14 protein-coding genes are annotated in these 16,239 nt (G+C 54.4%); all 14 read left to right on the forward strand.

The genetic code is table 11. The features are described 5' to 3' along the window. The 14 genes from AACY82_RS05760 (at position 1) to AACY82_RS05825 (ending at position 16,230) form a co-directional block, all read left to right on the forward strand. Positions 1-1,251, forward strand: coding sequence for an NAD(P)/FAD-dependent oxidoreductase (locus tag AACY82_RS05760; protein ID WP_339615828.1), 1,251 nt, complete (start codon positions 1-3; stop codon positions 1,249-1,251). Further along, a complete protein-coding gene (locus AACY82_RS05765; RefSeq protein ID WP_339615829.1) occupies positions 1,252-1,761 on the forward strand; it encodes a hypothetical protein in 510 nt (169 codons plus the stop codon). A gap of 2 nt (positions 1,762-1,763) precedes the next feature. Then, positions 1,764-2,942, forward strand: a complete 1,179-nt coding sequence (locus AACY82_RS05770; RefSeq protein WP_339615830.1) for a beta-ketoacyl-ACP synthase — start codon at positions 1,764-1,766, stop codon at positions 2,940-2,942. Beyond that, a complete protein-coding gene (locus AACY82_RS05775) occupies positions 2,939-3,445 on the forward strand; it encodes a hypothetical protein (RefSeq protein ID WP_339615831.1) in 507 nt (168 codons plus the stop codon). The genes AACY82_RS05770 and AACY82_RS05775 overlap by 4 nt, the downstream gene beginning before the upstream one ends. Beyond that, positions 3,442-4,167 carry a 3-ketoacyl-ACP reductase FabG2 gene (locus AACY82_RS05780; RefSeq protein WP_339615832.1) on the forward strand — a complete coding sequence of 242 codons (726 nt, stop codon included), beginning with the start codon at positions 3,442-3,444 and terminating at the stop codon, positions 4,165-4,167. Before AACY82_RS05775 ends, AACY82_RS05780 begins: the two co-directional genes overlap by 4 nt. Next, the gene (locus tag AACY82_RS05785; protein WP_339615833.1) at positions 4,167-5,393 is read left to right on the forward strand and encodes a beta-ketoacyl-ACP synthase; all 1,227 of its coding nucleotides are present in this window, start codon (positions 4,167-4,169) and stop codon (positions 5,391-5,393) included. Before AACY82_RS05780 ends, AACY82_RS05785 begins: the two co-directional genes overlap by 1 nt. Next, positions 5,390-6,619 carry a beta-ketoacyl-ACP synthase gene (locus AACY82_RS05790; RefSeq protein ID WP_339615834.1) on the forward strand — a complete coding sequence of 410 codons (1,230 nt, stop codon included), beginning with the start codon at positions 5,390-5,392 and terminating at the stop codon, positions 6,617-6,619. Before AACY82_RS05785 ends, AACY82_RS05790 begins: the two co-directional genes overlap by 4 nt. A gap of 157 nt (positions 6,620-6,776) precedes the next feature. After that, positions 6,777-8,036, forward strand: a complete 1,260-nt coding sequence (locus tag AACY82_RS05795; protein ID WP_339615835.1) for a DcaP family trimeric outer membrane transporter — start codon at positions 6,777-6,779, stop codon at positions 8,034-8,036. A gap of 36 nt (positions 8,037-8,072) precedes the next feature. Next, positions 8,073-9,143: a glutaminase A gene (gene glsA, locus AACY82_RS05800; RefSeq protein ID WP_339615836.1), complete on the forward strand. Its 1,071-nt coding sequence runs from the start codon at positions 8,073-8,075 to the stop codon at positions 9,141-9,143. A 57-nt stretch (positions 9,144-9,200) separates the two neighbouring features. Beyond that, on the forward strand, positions 9,201-9,968 hold the full coding sequence (locus AACY82_RS05805; RefSeq protein WP_339615837.1) for a sulfite exporter TauE/SafE family protein: 768 nt from the start codon (positions 9,201-9,203) through the stop codon (positions 9,966-9,968). Next, positions 9,968-10,300: a multidrug efflux SMR transporter gene (locus tag AACY82_RS05810; RefSeq protein WP_339615838.1), complete on the forward strand. Its 333-nt coding sequence runs from the start codon at positions 9,968-9,970 to the stop codon at positions 10,298-10,300. Before AACY82_RS05805 ends, AACY82_RS05810 begins: the two co-directional genes overlap by 1 nt. Before the next feature lie 108 nt (positions 10,301-10,408). Then, positions 10,409-12,682, forward strand: coding sequence for a TonB-dependent receptor (locus AACY82_RS05815; protein ID WP_339615839.1), 2,274 nt, complete (start codon positions 10,409-10,411; stop codon positions 12,680-12,682). Positions 12,683-12,694: 12 nt separating this feature from the next. Then, entirely contained in the window at positions 12,695-14,047 is a 1,353-nt protein-coding gene (locus AACY82_RS05820) for a PepSY domain-containing protein (RefSeq protein ID WP_339615840.1), read from the forward strand. Between the two features lie 209 nt (positions 14,048-14,256). Further along, positions 14,257-16,230, forward strand: a complete 1,974-nt coding sequence (locus AACY82_RS05825) for an endo-1,4-beta-xylanase (protein ID WP_339615841.1) — start codon at positions 14,257-14,259, stop codon at positions 16,228-16,230. Positions 16,231-16,239 lie beyond the last annotated feature (9 nt).

Here is a 16,239-nt window from a genome sequence, read left to right on the forward strand (position 1 = left end):
ATGGCAGAGCCAATAGAAAGTATAGATGTAGTTGTTATTGGCGCGGGCCCAGCGGGGGTAGTTGCGGCAACATTGCTGTGGCAAAAAGGTTATCGGGTGCGGGTGTTAGAGCGACAACACTTTCCGCGCTTTTCGATTGGTGAGAGTTTATTGCCTCAGTGTATGGTCTATCTCGAAGAGGCCGGCCTTGCCGATGTAGTCAACAATGCCGGCTTTCGCTATAAAAACGGTGCCGCCTTTGCGTGGGGTGATCGTTATACTTGGTTTAATTTTGAAGAGAAGTTTACCGCGGGGCCGGGCACTACGTTTCAGGTAGAGCGCGCGCGATTTGATAAATTGCTTACCGATGCAGCCGAGGCGCGCGGTGTGGATATCCGCTTTGGTCAGACGATCACCGATTGTGTTGCTACTGACACGGGCTCGCGTTTAACCGCTCGCGCAGACGACGGTAGCCTTAGCCAATTAGATTGCCGTTTCGTATTGGATGCCAGTGGTTTTGGCCGGGTGTTGCCGCGCTTGTTGGATTTAGAAACGCCCTCCAATTTTCCGGTGCGTCAGGCATTTTTTACCCATGTGGAGGACGGCATTGCTCCCGGGGCGTTCGATCGCGATAAAATTTTGGTAACCGTGCATCCCCAAGAGCGCGACATTTGGTTTTGGTTGATTCCGCTCAGTGATACTAAATGCTCTTGCGGTGTGATTATCAGCGACGAAAAGCTCGCCCAGCGGCGCGGTGAAACCCCCGAGCAGCTATTGCATGAGCTGATTGCCGAGGCGCCGGTATTGGCCAAACTGTTGGCGAACGCCAGCTGGCCAATACCGGTGAATAAGCTCTCGGGTTATTCGCGCAATGTAAAGCAGCTGGCCACCGATCGCTATGCACTATTGGGTAACGCGGGTGAGTTTCTCGATCCGATATTTTCCTCTGGCATTACCATCGCCATGCGCTCGGCCAGTACGGCTGTAGCAACCTTGGTGCGTCAGCTTGAAGGTGAGACGGTTGATTGGCACGCCGATTACGAACAACCGCTGCGCCAAGGGGTTGATACTTTTCGGGTGTTTGTCGACGCTTGGTACGAGGGCTTGTTTCAGGACATTATTTTTTTTGAAGGGCAAGTCGTTAGCGTGAGAGATATGATCTCGTCTGTATTGGCCGGATACGCCTGGGATAGAGCTAACCCGTTTGTGGCAGACCCAACCCGACGTATGAATGCATTGGCCCAGTTTTGTCGGCCGGAAGAGGCCTCGTGAATGCACACGGTTAAAGCCGGCTTGCTATTATTTATCAGCGTATTACTGAGCGCGTGTACTAGCACCGCACGCTTTAGCTCAAGTGGCGCTTGTGCTCCTGCCGTCGACAGTACGGTGCGCTTAGCGGTACAGCACGGCGAGCAAGTACAGCATTTATTGCTGCGCACTGAGCGCAGCGACGCACAGACGGTGTTTGTTGCTCTGGATACGATTGGCTCGCCGCAGTTTACGGCGACTCTCGCGAGTGGCCAATTGGCGTTGGAACGCTCGCCGTTATACCGCGGGCTCGACCCCGCCGCTTTATTGTGGGGGTATAACTGGTGGCGCTTGCGCACAACACCCCTGAGCGCATGTACCGAGAGTGCAGGTTTACAGTTGCATCAGACCGCAACATCGATAAGCTTGGCTTATCAGGGGCGCCCCAGTTGGTATTGGGATGCCGCGCGACCGCAACAGTATGATTTGCCTCAGCAAGGGGGGCGTGTAACCGTGACCCCTCTAGAGAGATAACCATGGCGACATATCTAACAGATTTAGGGCTGGTTAATGCCCTTGGTGCCGGCCAAAAAGCCGTGGGTCAGGCGCTATTTGCCGGCCAGCGGGCCTTGACGCCCTGCGATTGGGTGCCCGGCCGTCAGACGTATACGGCCGCGGTTACGGCCGATCTGGCGCCCCTGCCAGATGCCTTGTCACCTTTGCGCAGCCGCAATGCGCAGCTCGCGGTGACGGCGCTGACGCAAATTAGCTCGACCATCGAATTGGCTCTGGAGCGCTATGGCGCCGAGCGTGTGGCGGTGGTGGCCGGCACCAGCACCTCGGGTATTGCCGAGGGCGAGGCGGCAATTAAAGCGCTGCAGCAAACTGGGCGGTTGCCGGCCAGTTACGATTACCGCCAGCAAGAGATCGGCAATTTGTCGGCGTTAGTGGCAGGTTTTACGGGCGCCGCCGGGCCCGCTTACACGTTATCGACCGCCTGCTCATCCAGCGCCCACGCGCTGGGCTCGGCCAAGCGTTTATTGGATGCCGGTCTGGCCGATGCTGTGATTGCCGGTGGCGCCGACAGCTTGTGTCGTTTAACGGTAAATGGCTTTGCTGCGCTCGACTCGGTTAGTGCCGAGCCCTGTGTGCCTTTTAGTGTAAACCGCGCTGGCATTAACATTGGTGAGTCGGCGGCGTTTTTTTTAGTCACCCGGGAGCCATTACTCCACGACATTGAGTTGCTTGGCGTTGGTGCCTCGTCCGATGCCCATCATATCTCGGCGCCTGACCCCTCTGGCGCCGGCGCTGAAGCGGCTATTCGGGCAGCGCTGGCAGCGGCGCAATGCCGGCTAGATGATGTGGATTACATCAATTTGCACGGCACTGGTACACCACTAAACGATGCCATGGAGTCGGCGGTGGTAGCACGACTGTTTGGTCATCAGCCGCTTTGCAGCAGCAGTAAAGGTCAGGTGGGCCATACCTTGGGGGCGGCGGGCGCCACTGAAGTCGCACTGTGTTGGTTGGCTTTAATTGAAAGCTGTGCGCCGCCTCATGTGTGGGACAATAGTCCCGACCCGGCACTGCCCGAGCTACAGCTTGCGCAGCACAATAGCCTGCTGTTACCCGCCTCGCCACGGGTGTTGCTGAGTCATTCATTTGCCTTTGGGGGCAATAATGCCGTTGTTGTTTTGGGGGACTCGCGCGCGTGAGCTTAGCTAACTATATTCCTCACCAAGCGCCGATGCGTTTGGTGGATACACTACTCAGTAGCTCGCCGCTAGAGGTCGAGGTCGAGGCGCATATTCTGGCAGACAATATTTTTTACGATGCGTCTCGGGGCGGTGTGCCCGCTTGGACTGGGATTGAGTATATGGCTCAAGCCGCCGCTGTGTGGGTGGGTATTGAGGATACTCGCTTGAGCAAGCCGATCGAGCCGGCGTTTTTAATCAGCTCACGGCAATACACTGCCCACTGCCCGTTGTTTGCGCTGGGAGAACCTTTGCGTATTCGCGTGCACGCCGACTTGGTTGACGGCCCTTTGGTCGCATTTCGCGGGACGATACACAACCGCACCGGTTTGCTGGCCGAGGCGATTTTTACCGCGTACCGGCCCGACGATATTGCCGCCTATATGGCGGCAACTGAGCCGCAAACGTTGTCAGCAGCATCACCGCTGTCACAATCAAAGAAAACACAAGGAGTAACACCATGAGTCGCCGGGTACTGGTTACCGGATCGAGCCGTGGCATCGGTCGCGAAATCGCTCTTGAGCTGGCTAGTCAAGGGTTTGCCATCACCGTGCACTGTCGCACCAACCGCGCTCAGGGTGAGGCCGTGGTCGAGGAGGTTCGCGCGCTGGGCGCCGATGCCGAGCTGGTGTGTTTTGATGTCGCCGATCGCACCGAGACACGCGCCGTGCTCGATGCTTTAGTGGCCGATCACGGCGCCTTTTACGGCGTTGTTTGCAACGCCGGCATCACCCGCGATAACGCGTTTCCGGCCATGAGCGAAGATGATTGGGACAGTGTGATTCACACGAACCTAGACGGCTTTTATAACGTCGTACAACCGTTGGTGATGCCGATGGTGCAGGCCCGTAGCGGAGGCCGAATCGTGACTTTATCATCCATTGCCGGGCTAGCGGGCAACCGTGGTCAGGTGAATTATAGCGCGACTAAAGCGGGTTTAATCGGCGCAACTAAAGCGCTAGCCCTTGAGCTTGGCAAGCGCAAAATCACCGTTAATTGTGTCGCGCCAGGCATTATCGAAACCGATATGATCGATGAGGTGTTTGCTGACGAGGCGAAAAAAATGATTCCGCTTAAGCGCTTTGGCGAGGCTCGTGAGGTGGCAAGTTTAGTGGGTTACCTGATGAGCGACTCGGCCAGCTATATTACCCGGCAAGTTATTTCGGTAAACGGTGGGATGCTCTAATGCGCAGAGTCGTGATTACCGGTGTGGGTGCCGTCAGTGCCTTGGGCAACAATTGGGCGGATGTACAATCAGCATTGGCCGCTGGACACAATAAAATTCAGCGCTTTGCCGAATGGGATGAGATCGAAGGGCTTAACACCCGCTTGGGGGCTCCGGTAGATTTTACGACGCCCGCGCATTATCCGCGTAAAAAATTGCGCAGTATGGGACGCGTGTCGGTGATGGCCGTGAGCGCCACGGAACAAGCATTAACCGAGGCAGGTTTAGTGGGCGAGCCGTGTTTAACCAATGGCAGTACCGGTGTCTCTTATGGCTCCTGTATTGGCACGCCCGCCGATGTGCCAGCGCTAACCCGCGTGGTCACTGATAAAACCACCATCGATTTAAACGCCTCGACTTATTTACGCACCATGACCCACACCGCCACGGTGAATATCGGTTTATTCTTTAATATGACCGGGCGGATCATCCCTACCGCGTCGGCGTGTACCTCCGGCAGTCAGGGGGTGGGTTACGCCTACGAGGCGATTAAGTACGGCATGCAAGACGTTATGGTGGCTGGCGGCGCCGAAGAGTTTCACGTAACACCGATCGCGGTGTTTGATACTTTGTTTGCCACCAGTACGCGCAATGATGAGCCAAACCTAACCCCGCGCCCGTTTGATGCTGAGCGCGACGGACTGGTGATTGGCGAAGGTGCGTGCTCGTTAATACTAGAAGAGTACGAGCACGCCCGCGCTCGCGGCGCGACTATTTTGGGTGAGATTGTCGGTTACGGCACTAACTCCGATGGCGCCCACGTCACCGAGCCCAGCGCCGAGACTATGACTCGGGCCATGCAGCTGGCGCTGGCCGATGCTAAGGTCAGCGCCGACGCTATCGGCTACGTCAACGCCCACGGCACTGCCACGGCCAAAGGCGACATCGCCGAGAGCCGCGCGACCGCAGCCGCCCTGGGCGAAGGTAAACCCATCAGCTCGCTAAAAAGCTACATCGGTCACACCTTAGGCGCCTGTGGCGCACTGGAGGCGTGGATGAGTGTAGAGATGATGCGCAGCCAGTGGTTTGCCCCGACCATTAACCTTGATCGTGTCGACCCCGAGTGCGCCGAGCTGGATTATATTCAACACGCCGGTCGCGCGATTGATTGCGATTATGTGATGAGTAATAACTTCGCCTTTGGTGGCGTCAATACGTCTTTGATTATTAAGCGCTACTCTGCATGAACCGGGTGGTTGTGACCGGCATGGCCGGGGTTACCTCTATTGGCAGCGACTGGGCAAGCCTGTCCGGAGCCTTAAAAGGCGGCCGCAGTGGTATCCGGGTTATGCCAGAGTGGGCCGACTATAAAGGCTTAGACACCCAGTTGGCGGGGCCGGTGGATGATTTTGCAATGCCCAGCTCTTACCCGCGTAAAAAAGTGCGCGGCATGGGCCGGGTGGCACAACTGGCCACTCGTGCCACTGAGTTGGCGCTTATGGATGCGGGCTTAATTAATGATCCGGTTATCGCCAGCGGTCAATGCGGCATTGCCTATGGTTCATCCACTGGCAGCACCCCGGCTACGCGAGAGTTTGCCGAGCTACTTAACCGCCAGGATTTAACCCGGGTAACCGCTACCACATACGTGCGAATGATGAGCCACACCACGGCCATTAACTTAAGTATATTTTTTGGTGTAAAAGGGCGGGTGTACACCACATCGTCGGCCTGTACCTCTGGCAGTCAGGGGATCGGTTATGCTTATGAGGCGATTAAAAGTGGCTATCAATCGGTGATGATCGCCGGTGGCGCCGAAGAGCTGTGTCCGTCAGAGGCCGCGGTGTTTGATACCTTTGGCGCCGCCAGTACCAAAAACGATACCCCTGGCTCGACCCCCAGCCCGTTTGATACTCACCGCGATGGCTTAGTGATTGGCGAAGGGGCGGGCACGTTAATTTTGGAGTCACTCGATCATGCACAGGCGCGTGGCGCCACTATTTATGCCGAGGTGATCGGGTTTGGTACCAATGCCGATGGTGCCCATATTACCCAGCCCGACGCCGATAGCATGCAAGCGGCCATGGCACTGGCTTTACGCGATGCCGGCTGTGCGCCACAGGCGATTCATTACATCAATGCTCATGGTACCGCCACACCCTGGGGTGATGTTGCCGAGAGTCTGGCGACACAGCGGTTGTTTGGCGATTCCCTACCTGTGAGCAGCATTAAAGGGCATATTGGTCACACCTTGGGCGCCAGCGGTGCCATTGAGGCGTGGGCGAGTATTGCTATGATGCGCGAGCAGTGGCTGATGCCAACCCTTAATTTATCTCAGGTGGACCCAGACTGTGCCGCGCTTGATTATATTATCGGCTCGCCCCGCACCACCGATGGCGATACTCTAATGAGCAATAATTTTGCTTTTGGCGGGATTAACACCTCGTTAATCTTTCGCGTTAATGTGGCGTAAATATCGCTCGAATAAATGCCTTTGGTGCGGCGTCGCATTTAAATCCTAGAACTTACCCTCACACATTGTTGATTCACTGAATTGCTCCTATAGTCTAAGGCATCGCGCCATTTGGCGTCAGACGCTCGCCGTCGGGATTTGTTGACAAGGGGAAGTCATGGTGAAAGCAATCGTTCAAGTGCCGTTACTGATGGGATTGGTTTGCAGCGCTGGCGTCTATAGCGCTGAGTTAGACGAAGTGCAGCGCGAGCTTGAGCAAACGCGGGCGCAACTCGATGCGTTGCAGGCGCGGGTTACCGCCGGGGAGCAAAACACGGCCGCGCGCGCGAAGAGTTTTGTGGTCTACGGTTTTGCTCAGCTGGATATGATTCAAGACTTTGAGCGCGTTAACCCCAACTGGGAGGCCACTTTAAGGCCCTCGCGCACTCCCACCCAAGATGGCCAGTACGGCAGCGACGGCCAAACCATTGCCAGTGTGCGCCAGAGCCGTTTAGGCGTCGAGGCAACGTTACCGCTGGGCGACGATAGCATCCATACCGTTTTTGAATTTGATTTATACGGTGTCGGCAGTGACGAAGGTCAAACCACCATGCGCGTGCGTCACGCTTATGGCGAGTGGCAGTCTGTTTTGGCAGGCCAAACCAACTCCCTGTTTATGGACGGCAATGTTTTCCCCAATGTGATTGATTACTGGGGGCCGGCGGGCATGGTGTTTTTGCGCAACCCGCAAATTCGCTGGACGCCTGTGCGCGGCACTAACACATTGGCAGTAGCGATTGAAAAACCCGGCAACGATGTCGACGATGGTATTTTGGGGGCGGCGGGGTACGATATTACCGGCGATCAGCCATTGCCCGATCTGACCGCGCATTTTCGCCGTGAAGCCGATTGGGGGCATTTTCAAGTGGCCGGTATTTTGCGCGATGTGGCGTATGAGTCAGTACAAAGCACCGACAACGAGCCCTCTGGCGGTGATCTCGGGTGGGGCGTAAACCTAACCGGTACGCTTAAAGTGGGGCGTGATACTGTGCGCTTGGGTACGGTTTACGGCGAGGGTATCGCCAGCTATATGAACGACGGCGGCATGGATATGGCGCCCCAAGGGCTGAGTGCCGATTCACTTAGCAGCGTGCCATTGTTGGGTGTGATTGCTTATTACGATCACCAGTGGAGCGATCGCTACAGCTCATCGATGGGCTACAGTTTTACTGAGGTGGACAACCAGGCGTTTCAGTTGGGCACTGCCTTCAAAAAAGGTGAGTACCTGTCGGCCAATGTGCTGTTTGCACCGCGTAAAAACCTGTTGCTGGGGGTTGAATACCTTTGGGGACAGCGCACTGATTTTAATGGGGCAGCGGGAACGGATAATCGCGTGCAGGTTTCGTTTAAGTATTCTTTTTCTAGCCAAGATTTTTAAAAAATTGCGCATGCCAATGGCAGCAGGGAGTGAACGATGATGCGAATAATGGAAAAGAGGTTTGTGGGGCGGCACATTAACACGCTGTATGCGCGTGCCGCTAAGCTCCTTGTGGGTTTGGCCCTGAGTTTGGTATCCGTAGCGGCAGCCCAAGGAGGCGAGTTCTCGCTAACCCAAGAGAATATCGAGGGCGCCTTAAAAGCGGCGTACGATAAATATAAAAATATCGATGAGGGCGCCAACGCCGATTACATTCCGGCCTTGGCAAAGGTCGACTCGGATATTTACGGCATTGCCCTTGTTACCACCGATGGCAAGCTTTATACCGTAGGTGATATCAGCTCTGAGGTATCCATTCAGTCGATCTCCAAGGTGTACACCATGGCGCTGGTGATGGATCAAGACGGTACTGAGGAGTTGGTTACAAATATGGGGGTGGATGCCACCGGCCAAGTGTTTAACTCCATTGTCGCGATCGAGCAATATCAGGGCGCCGAGATGAACCCGCTGGTTAATGCTGGCGCTATTACCACAACAAGCCTGGTAGATGGTAAAGACGGCGATGAAATCTGGGGAAAAATTCTGACCAAATACGAACAGTTTGCCGGTCGTAAACTAACCGTGCTAAACGATATTTATGAGTCAGAAGCGGCGACCAATCAGCGCAACCAGGCAATCGCTTCTTTGATGCACGCCTATGGTCATATCGATAATAATTTTTTGCGTGCCACTGATATTTATACCCGCCAGTGCTCTGTGGGGGTTAACGCCAAAGATTTAGGCGTAATGGCTGCCACCCTGGCGAATGGTGGTAAAAACCCGGTAACGGGTAAGCAGGTGACTAAAGCCGAAAACGTGCCAGAGATTCTGGCGGTGATGGCCACCGCAGGGCTGTACGACGATGCCGGTAAATGGCTTTATAAAACCGGCTTGCCTGCTAAAAGTGGTGTCGGGGGTGGTATTGTTGCGGTTTCGCCCGGCAAGTTTGGTATTGCGGTGATCTCGCCGCCACTGGATGCCGCTGGCAACAGCGTACGGGCGCAAAAAGCGATTGCCGATATCTCGAATGCGCTGGGTGGAAACCCCTACCAAGTGACGCCCAAGTAAGACGTATGTAAGCAGTTGGTGTAAAATCGCGCCGATAATGCTTAATCCGGCGGTGCGATGATAGATCAGTGGTTGTTTTACCTACTAGCAGTACCCGTAGTATTGCTAGTAGGTTTATCAAAAGGCGGTTTTGGTGGCGGGCTTGGCTCGCTTGCGGTGCCGGTGTTATCGCTGGCTGTCGATCCGCGTTTAGCCGCGGCTGTTTTACTCCCCATTTTGTGCAGTATGGACCTGGTGAGCCTGTGGAGTTTTCGCGGCCAGTGGGATAAGCGCAACCTTAAAATCATGTTTCCCGGTGCCATGCTTGGTCTTGCCCTTGGCGCGGCTATGTTTACCTATATGGATGCCAATATGATCCGCCTGATGGTGGGGTTAATGGCACTGTATTTTGTCGGGCACTACCTGTGGGGCCGGCATATTTTGCAGCGTGTAGCGGTGCAAAAGGCGAGCGTGGTGCGCGGTAGCTTTTGGAGTAGTATCGCCGGCTTTGTCAGCTATATTGCCCACGCCGGTGGTCCGCCTATTTCTATTTATTTACTGCCGCAGCATTTACCGCGCACCTTGTTTGTGGGCACTACGGTATTGTTTTTTAGTGTGGTCAACTTTATTAAGTTAGTGCCTTATGTAGCGATGGGGCAATTGGATTTAAGTGCTTTTGTCACCTCGTTGGTGTTGCTGCCGCTGGCGCCTATTGGTGTGCGGCTAGGGGTGTTTTTGCATCACCGGGTGAGCGATACATGGTTTTACGGGGTGTGTTATTTATTGCTCGCCGTGGCAGGCCTTAAGTTGGTGGGTGAGTCTGTACTGGTGTGGTTTGGAGGCTAGTGATGGTTTGGATGTTATTGGTTATTGCCATCGTCTCAGAGGTGATTGCCACCTCGGCTTTAAAATCAGCTGAGGGGTTTACCCGTCTCTGGCCGTCAGTTGTGGTGGTGTTGGGGTATGGCGTGGCATTTTATTGCTTATCAGAAGTGGTTAAAAGCTTGCCCCTTGGTGTTACCTATGCGATTTGGTCTGGGGTGGGAGTGGCGCTTATTGCTTTAGTGGGCTGGTTGGTGTTCGACCAAAAGCTCGATGGCGCCGCATTACTGGGCCTGGGTTTGATTGTTACGGGTGTCGTAATTATTAACGTGTTCTCTAAAACCGTGAGTCATTAAACGCCCAAACTGTGACCGCGTCGCCTGCGTGGCGCCTAGGTGCGACAATTTGTCACTGTGCGGGCACCGCGCGGTACCGTAAAGTTCTTTCCACTCTGGGGGAGAACAATGACAACAACAAAAATATCAATTGCAGTACTAATGACGGCGCTCTTGCCGGTCAAAGCGGGAGCACAGGCTCCGGCGGTAGAAGAAATCACCGTGTGGGGCACGCAAGATGGAGGCTCCAGCGCCGAGCGGGTTGGGCCTACCAGCGTACTGAACCCGCAAGATTTAACCAGTATTAATGTTGCCACCACCGAGGATGTGGTGAAGTACGAACCGAGCTTGGTAATTCGCCGGCGCTTTATTGGCGATTCAAACGGCACTTTGGGTATTCGCAGCGCCAATATGTTTCAAACCTCACGCTCAATGGTGTTTGCCGATGGCGTGCCGCTGCATTATTTGTTGCAGTCGCGCTGGAGCGGCGCACCGCGCTGGACCATGGTGTCGGCCAGTGAGATCGCCCGCGTCGATGTGATCTACGGGCCGTTTTCGGCTGAGTACAGTGGCAACGCCATGGGTGGTGTGGTCAATATCGAAACGGCCATCCCCCAAGAGCGTCAGGTCCATGTCGATGGCTCTTTCTTTAGCCAAAGCTTTAACGATTACGGTTTTGATGATGACGTCAGTGGGTATAAGGGCTTTGCCTCTTACGGCGATAAGTTTGGCGATTTAAGTGTTTATTTATCGTATAACCACCTCGAAAACGATTCCCAACCACAGTCGTTTTACTATGCGGGCAATAGCGCGGCAGACACCACGGCTACGTCGGTAACCGGGGGCATACTCGGCGCCGACTCACAGGATGTTGAGCGTTTGTACTTTGGCGATACGGGCGTCATTAATACCACCACCGATAATCTTAAATTTAAAACCGGTTATGAATTTGGCCGTTTCTCAACGTTGCTCAACGTGGCCTATGAAGATCGCCACTCGGATACCGGTCGTGCCAATAGCTATTTAACCACCGCCAGAGGTGAGTCGTTTTGGGGTGGCACAATCGAGCAGGATGGACAGTATTACAGCGTGCCCAGCAATCGCCTTAATGTTAGCAGTGCCGATCGTCGCAGTTTGTCGCTAGGGTTGCGTTTGCTTGGTGAGTTGACCGAGCAAACAACACTGGAGGCCAATGTTAGCCAGTTTGATATTCTCGAAGACGTTACTCGCAGCTCGGCCACGAACCCGATGCACCCTGATTACAATCTTACGGGCCAGGTCGCAGATTACGACGATACTGGCTGGCAAACGGCCGATGTTAAGCTGAGTGTTAACGACTTTGTGGTGCCGGGCTTGGATTTTATTACCGGGGCGCGCTATGAGGCGTATGAGCTTAACTACGACGTATACGCCTCGGATAATTATCTCGCCAGCAGTAAAGATGCTTACACCAGTCGCAGTGGCGGCCGTACCGATATCGCTGCCGTGTTTGCGCAGTTTAACTGGCAGTTATCCGAGCAGTGGGATGTAAGTTTTGGTGGCCGCTATGAAGATTGGCGCAGTGACGGGGGGTATTATTCTAACGACGATGCCGCGACGCCAGAGTTTGATCTTGAGAAGGTGCCGGGCAACGATATTGCACGCTTCTCGCCCAAGTTCTCGCTGGGTTATTCCCCAGCGCCGCAATGGCAGTTGCGTTACTCGATTGGGCAAGCGTACCGTTTTGCGATTGTCGAAGAATTGTTTAGTCAGTACGAGGCTTACAACTCTGTTAGCGAGGCAAACCCTGAGCTAAAACCGGAAGATGGTTTGCACCAAAACCTTATGCTGCAGCGGGAGCTGGATAACGGCTACCTGCGCGTCAATATCTACCAAGACGACATTGATGACTCTATTGAGTCTCAGGCGACGACGTTACCCGGCGGCACGTCTATTCGTACGTTTATTCCGATTGATTCGGTGCGCACTCGCGGTGTGGAGTTTATCGCTAATGCCTATAATTTATGGCTCGAGAACCTCGATGTGCGTTTTAATCTTGCCTATACCGATGCCGAAATTCGCCGCAACGCCGCCGACCCATCCATAGAGGGCAATCAAGTTCCGCGTATGCCAAAGTGGCGTGGAAACCTGTTGGCGACCTATCACCTAAGCGATAAATGGGATGTGGGCGGCAGCGTGCAATATGCCAGCAATAGCTATGGTCGTTTAGATAATACCGATACCGCTGACAATGTGTACGGCGCGCAAGACGGTTACACCCGGCTGGGCCTTAAAAGTAGTTACCAGTTCTCTAAGCATTTTAAAGCCGGTGTCGGTATCGACAACCTCACTAATGAGATCGCCTATGTGGCACACCCTTGGCCTGGGCGCACACTCTACGTTAATTTTTCGTACGATTGGTAAGTGGGTTAAGCAATGAATCAAGCCGTTAGTCACACCGCGCCCCGGGAAAGTGTCCGGCCGCAAAAGTCTCGCCCTCAGCGTTTGTATCGCACTGTGTGGCGCTGGCACTTTTACGCCGGGGTTTGTTGCATTCCGTTTGTAATTATTTTGGCGCTATCGGGTGCGATTTATTTGTTTAAACCGCAGTTTGAGGCCTGGGTTGATCGCCCCTATCAGCAGTTGCCGGTGGGCGTTACCTCTGTGTCGGTGAATGCGCAGATCGCGACGGCGCGCGCCGCCGTTCCCGGTGCGCAATTTATGACGTATCAACTGCCGGCAAATGCTACTAGCGCGGCGATTATCAGTGTGAATGATGCCGGCGCGCGGACACTGGTCTATGTCGATCCGTATCAAAATAAAGCACTCAAAGTAATCCCGTATAGCGATCAGTTTATGCAGCAGGTCAAAGCGTTTCATGGCGCGCTTTTGGCCGGTACGGCGGGCTCGGTGATTGTCGAGCTTGCCGCCTGTTGGGCAGTCATCCTGGTGGTCACTGGTTTGTATTTGTGGTGGCCACGCACGTCGAACGGATTCGCTGGCGTGTTATACCCTCGATTGCGCCAGGGACGGCGCATTTTTTGGCGAGATATTCACGCCGTTACGGGTTTTTGGTTGGCAAGCTTTACGCTGTTTTTATTGGTCTCGGGGCTGCCGTGGACGACTGTGTGGGGCGCGGCATTTAAAGAGCTGCGTCAATGGAATTCGGCTCCGGTGGTACAGAGCTGGAGCAGTGGTGCGGTTAAAGCGGCGCCAGCGTGGCGGCCACAAGCCGTTGAGTCTGTTGATTTGCCCGATCACGTGGTGCGCGCCGTGCAGGATTTAACTATGGCGCAACCCGTAGAGTTGTCGGTAGCGGCCAGCGAGCCCTTGGTCATTAAAGCCAGCTCGCTGAGCCAAAACCGACCTAAGCGGGCGACCGTTTGGCTGGACGGGCGCACCGGAGATGTTCAGCGGGCGCAAAACTTTGCTCAAAAGGGCACCTTAGACCGAGTGATAGGTTTTGGAATTGCCGCGCACGAAGGGCATTTGTTCGGCTGGTTTAACCAATTGTTGGGTGTCCTGACCACACTGGGCTTAGTGCTGCTATGCGTGAGCGGGACCATACTCTGGTGGCGTCGTAAGCCGGCAAAACGGCTGGGGGCGCCAACTGCTATGCCCGCGGGCAATGCCGCTATGGTGGTGACGGGGCTGATTCTCGCGCTGGGTGTTGCTTTGCCATTGGTGGGCCTTTCTATGATCGCCGTATTGTTACTTGAGTGGTTAGTGTTGCGCCGTATACCCGCGCTACGCCACTGGTTGGGGCTCACGCCGGCAACGAACCCGTAGCAATATCGGTTGTAGTAAACGTCATATCGACCAAACGGCGGGTTTTACTAAAGCCTTTCTGGCAGCGCATTGCGCCTCTTTTGCACGTCGTGAGGTTTTATGTTGATACCAGTAGGTGATGCGTTCTGGTGACGCTTACTGCCTATTTACCATGTTGGCAACCTAGCTTATAGTGTAATTAACTATAACAAGAAGTTAGGAGGTCACACATGCACGCTCATCACGCCCGTCGCTCTCTTTGGGCTTTATTGTTTATCGTATCGTATGCTTTGCTTGTCACCGCTTGCGGTAGCGGCGGCGGTGGTACTAGCAGCCCACCAGCGGTAACGCCCCAGCCCGAACCGGAGCCCGAGCCCCAGCCAGAGCCGGAACCCCAACCTGAACCTGAACCCCAGCCAGAACCTGTTACCGAGATACCGGCAGGCGGCGTATCGGTTATTACTTCAACGCCGGCAACCGGATACGCGTTTTGGGAAGGCAATAACGCCGGCCCCGTGGGCTCGGCCGAAACCGTTGACGCCGAGCACGAGGAGTTCTCGCAAGCGGTGCGCGTGTCGGTTAGCAACCCGTCGGGCGAGTTTTACAATGGTCAGTTGCAGTATCCCACCACCGTAGCCCTAAACGATGGCGATGTGCTGTTATTGCATTTGTATTTTCGCTCGGTCGAGAACACCTACGAAACCGGTGCCGGCTTTGCCACTGTGTTTATGGAGACGCCCGATTTTACCAAGTACGTTCAGCACGAATTAAACAGTACGGGCGAATGGGAAGAGTACTTTATTCCATTGCAAATGCCGCGCTCCGAAGCTGCCGGTGAAACGATTGTTAAAGTGGGCTTTGGCGATGGCGACCGCGCGCAAGTGTTTGAGGTGGGTGGTGTGCAGTTGCTGAATTATAGCAATACCTTAACGATGGACGATTTACCGCTGACTAAACTGAGCTATGTTGGCCGGGAGCCGGACGCCAGTTGGCGGGCAGACGCTAATGCGCGTATCGAGCAATACCGCAAGGGGGACTTTACCGTAAACGTCGTCGATGCCGATGGCGCGGCCGTGAGTGGTGCCGACGTTAATGTTGAGTTTGTACAACACGCTTATCACTTTGGCTCGGTTACCGTAGGTAATATTTTGATGGGTGAAGGTGATGACAGTGACATTTACCGTGAGAAAGTACTGGAGCTATTTAACCAAAGTGGACCCGAAAACGACTTAAAGTGGGGCCCATGGGAAGGCGAGTGGGGCAGTAGCTTTAATCAAACCACCACCATCGCGGCACTGCAGTGGCTGCAAGATCACGACTTTTACACCCGTGGCCACGTGTTGGTGTGGCCCTCTAAACGCAATTTGCCGGAGTTAATGCAAGGCTATTTGCCTGAGGGTAATCCCGCGGCGGCCGACCCGACGGCGAAGCAAGTAACACTGGATCATATTGATGATATCACCAGTGCCACGGCGAGCGTGTTGGACGAGTGGGATGTATTAAATGAGCCCTACGATAACCATTATTTAATGGATGCCTTTGGCGATGAGGTGATGGTAGGTTGGTTTGAGCAAGCCCGCGCCAATTTGCCGGCTCACAAACTGTATATTAATGACTACTCGATTTTGTCGGGGGGCGGGCGTAACTTTGCGCATCAGGATCACTATCAACAGACGATCCAGTATTTACAAGATGCTAGCGCGCCGATTGACGGTATCGGCTTGCAGAGCCACTTTGGTAACTCCCCCACATCGATCTCGCGTATTTACGATATTATTGAGCGTTTTCATCAGGCGTTTCCCGATTTAAAAATTCGCTCCACCGAGTTTGACGTTAACACCACGGACGAAGCGTTACAGGCGGATTTTACCCGGGATTTTCTCACCATATTTTTCAGTCATCCAGCCACCGTAGGCGTACAAAACTGGGGCTTTTGGGCTGGCGCCCACTGGAACCCCAACGCCGCAATGTACACGCAAAGCTGGCAAGAAAAACCCAACGCGGTTGCTTGGAAGCAAGCCATTTATGACACTTGGTGGAATGATTTTTCAGGCGTGTCGAGTGACGCTGGCGAGTTTAGCAGTCGGGGCTTTTACGGTAAGTACAAGGTAACCGTGATGGCTGATGGCCAGCAGGTACAAAGCACGATTGAGCTATTACCCGGTGGCGAGAGCGAGTTTACGCTGCAGCTTGCGCCGCAATAGGTTTAATAT

The sequence above is a fragment of the uncultured Gilvimarinus sp. genome, from assembly GCF_963972205.1.
Lineage (GTDB): Bacteria > Pseudomonadota > Gammaproteobacteria > Pseudomonadales > Cellvibrionaceae > Gilvimarinus > Gilvimarinus japonicus.

What these genes read in the sequence shown, in the direction of transcription:
- AACY82_RS05760 (WP_339615828.1), top strand. Translation starts at nt 1, where the DNA reads ATGGCAGAGCCAATAGAAAGTATAGATGTAGTTGTTATTGGCGCGGGC.
- AACY82_RS05765 (WP_339615829.1), top strand. Translation starts at nt 1,252, where the DNA reads ATGCACACGGTTAAAGCCGGCTTGCTATTATTTATCAGCGTATTACTG.
- AACY82_RS05770 (WP_339615830.1), top strand. Translation starts at nt 1,764, where the DNA reads ATGGCGACATATCTAACAGATTTAGGGCTGGTTAATGCCCTTGGTGCC.
- AACY82_RS05780 (WP_339615832.1), top strand. Translation starts at nt 3,442, where the DNA reads ATGAGTCGCCGGGTACTGGTTACCGGATCGAGCCGTGGCATCGGTCGC.
- AACY82_RS05785 (WP_339615833.1), top strand. Translation starts at nt 4,167, where the DNA reads ATGCGCAGAGTCGTGATTACCGGTGTGGGTGCCGTCAGTGCCTTGGGC.
- AACY82_RS05790 (WP_339615834.1), top strand. Translation starts at nt 5,390, where the DNA reads ATGAACCGGGTGGTTGTGACCGGCATGGCCGGGGTTACCTCTATTGGC.
- AACY82_RS05795 (WP_339615835.1), top strand. Translation starts at nt 6,777, where the DNA reads ATGGTGAAAGCAATCGTTCAAGTGCCGTTACTGATGGGATTGGTTTGC.
- glsA (WP_339615836.1), top strand. Translation starts at nt 8,073, where the DNA reads ATGATGCGAATAATGGAAAAGAGGTTTGTGGGGCGGCACATTAACACG.
- AACY82_RS05805 (WP_339615837.1), top strand. Translation starts at nt 9,201, where the DNA reads ATGATAGATCAGTGGTTGTTTTACCTACTAGCAGTACCCGTAGTATTG.
- AACY82_RS05815 (WP_339615839.1), top strand. Translation starts at nt 10,409, where the DNA reads ATGACAACAACAAAAATATCAATTGCAGTACTAATGACGGCGCTCTTG.
- AACY82_RS05820 (WP_339615840.1), top strand. Translation starts at nt 12,695, where the DNA reads ATGAATCAAGCCGTTAGTCACACCGCGCCCCGGGAAAGTGTCCGGCCG.
- AACY82_RS05825 (WP_339615841.1), top strand. Translation starts at nt 14,257, where the DNA reads ATGCACGCTCATCACGCCCGTCGCTCTCTTTGGGCTTTATTGTTTATC.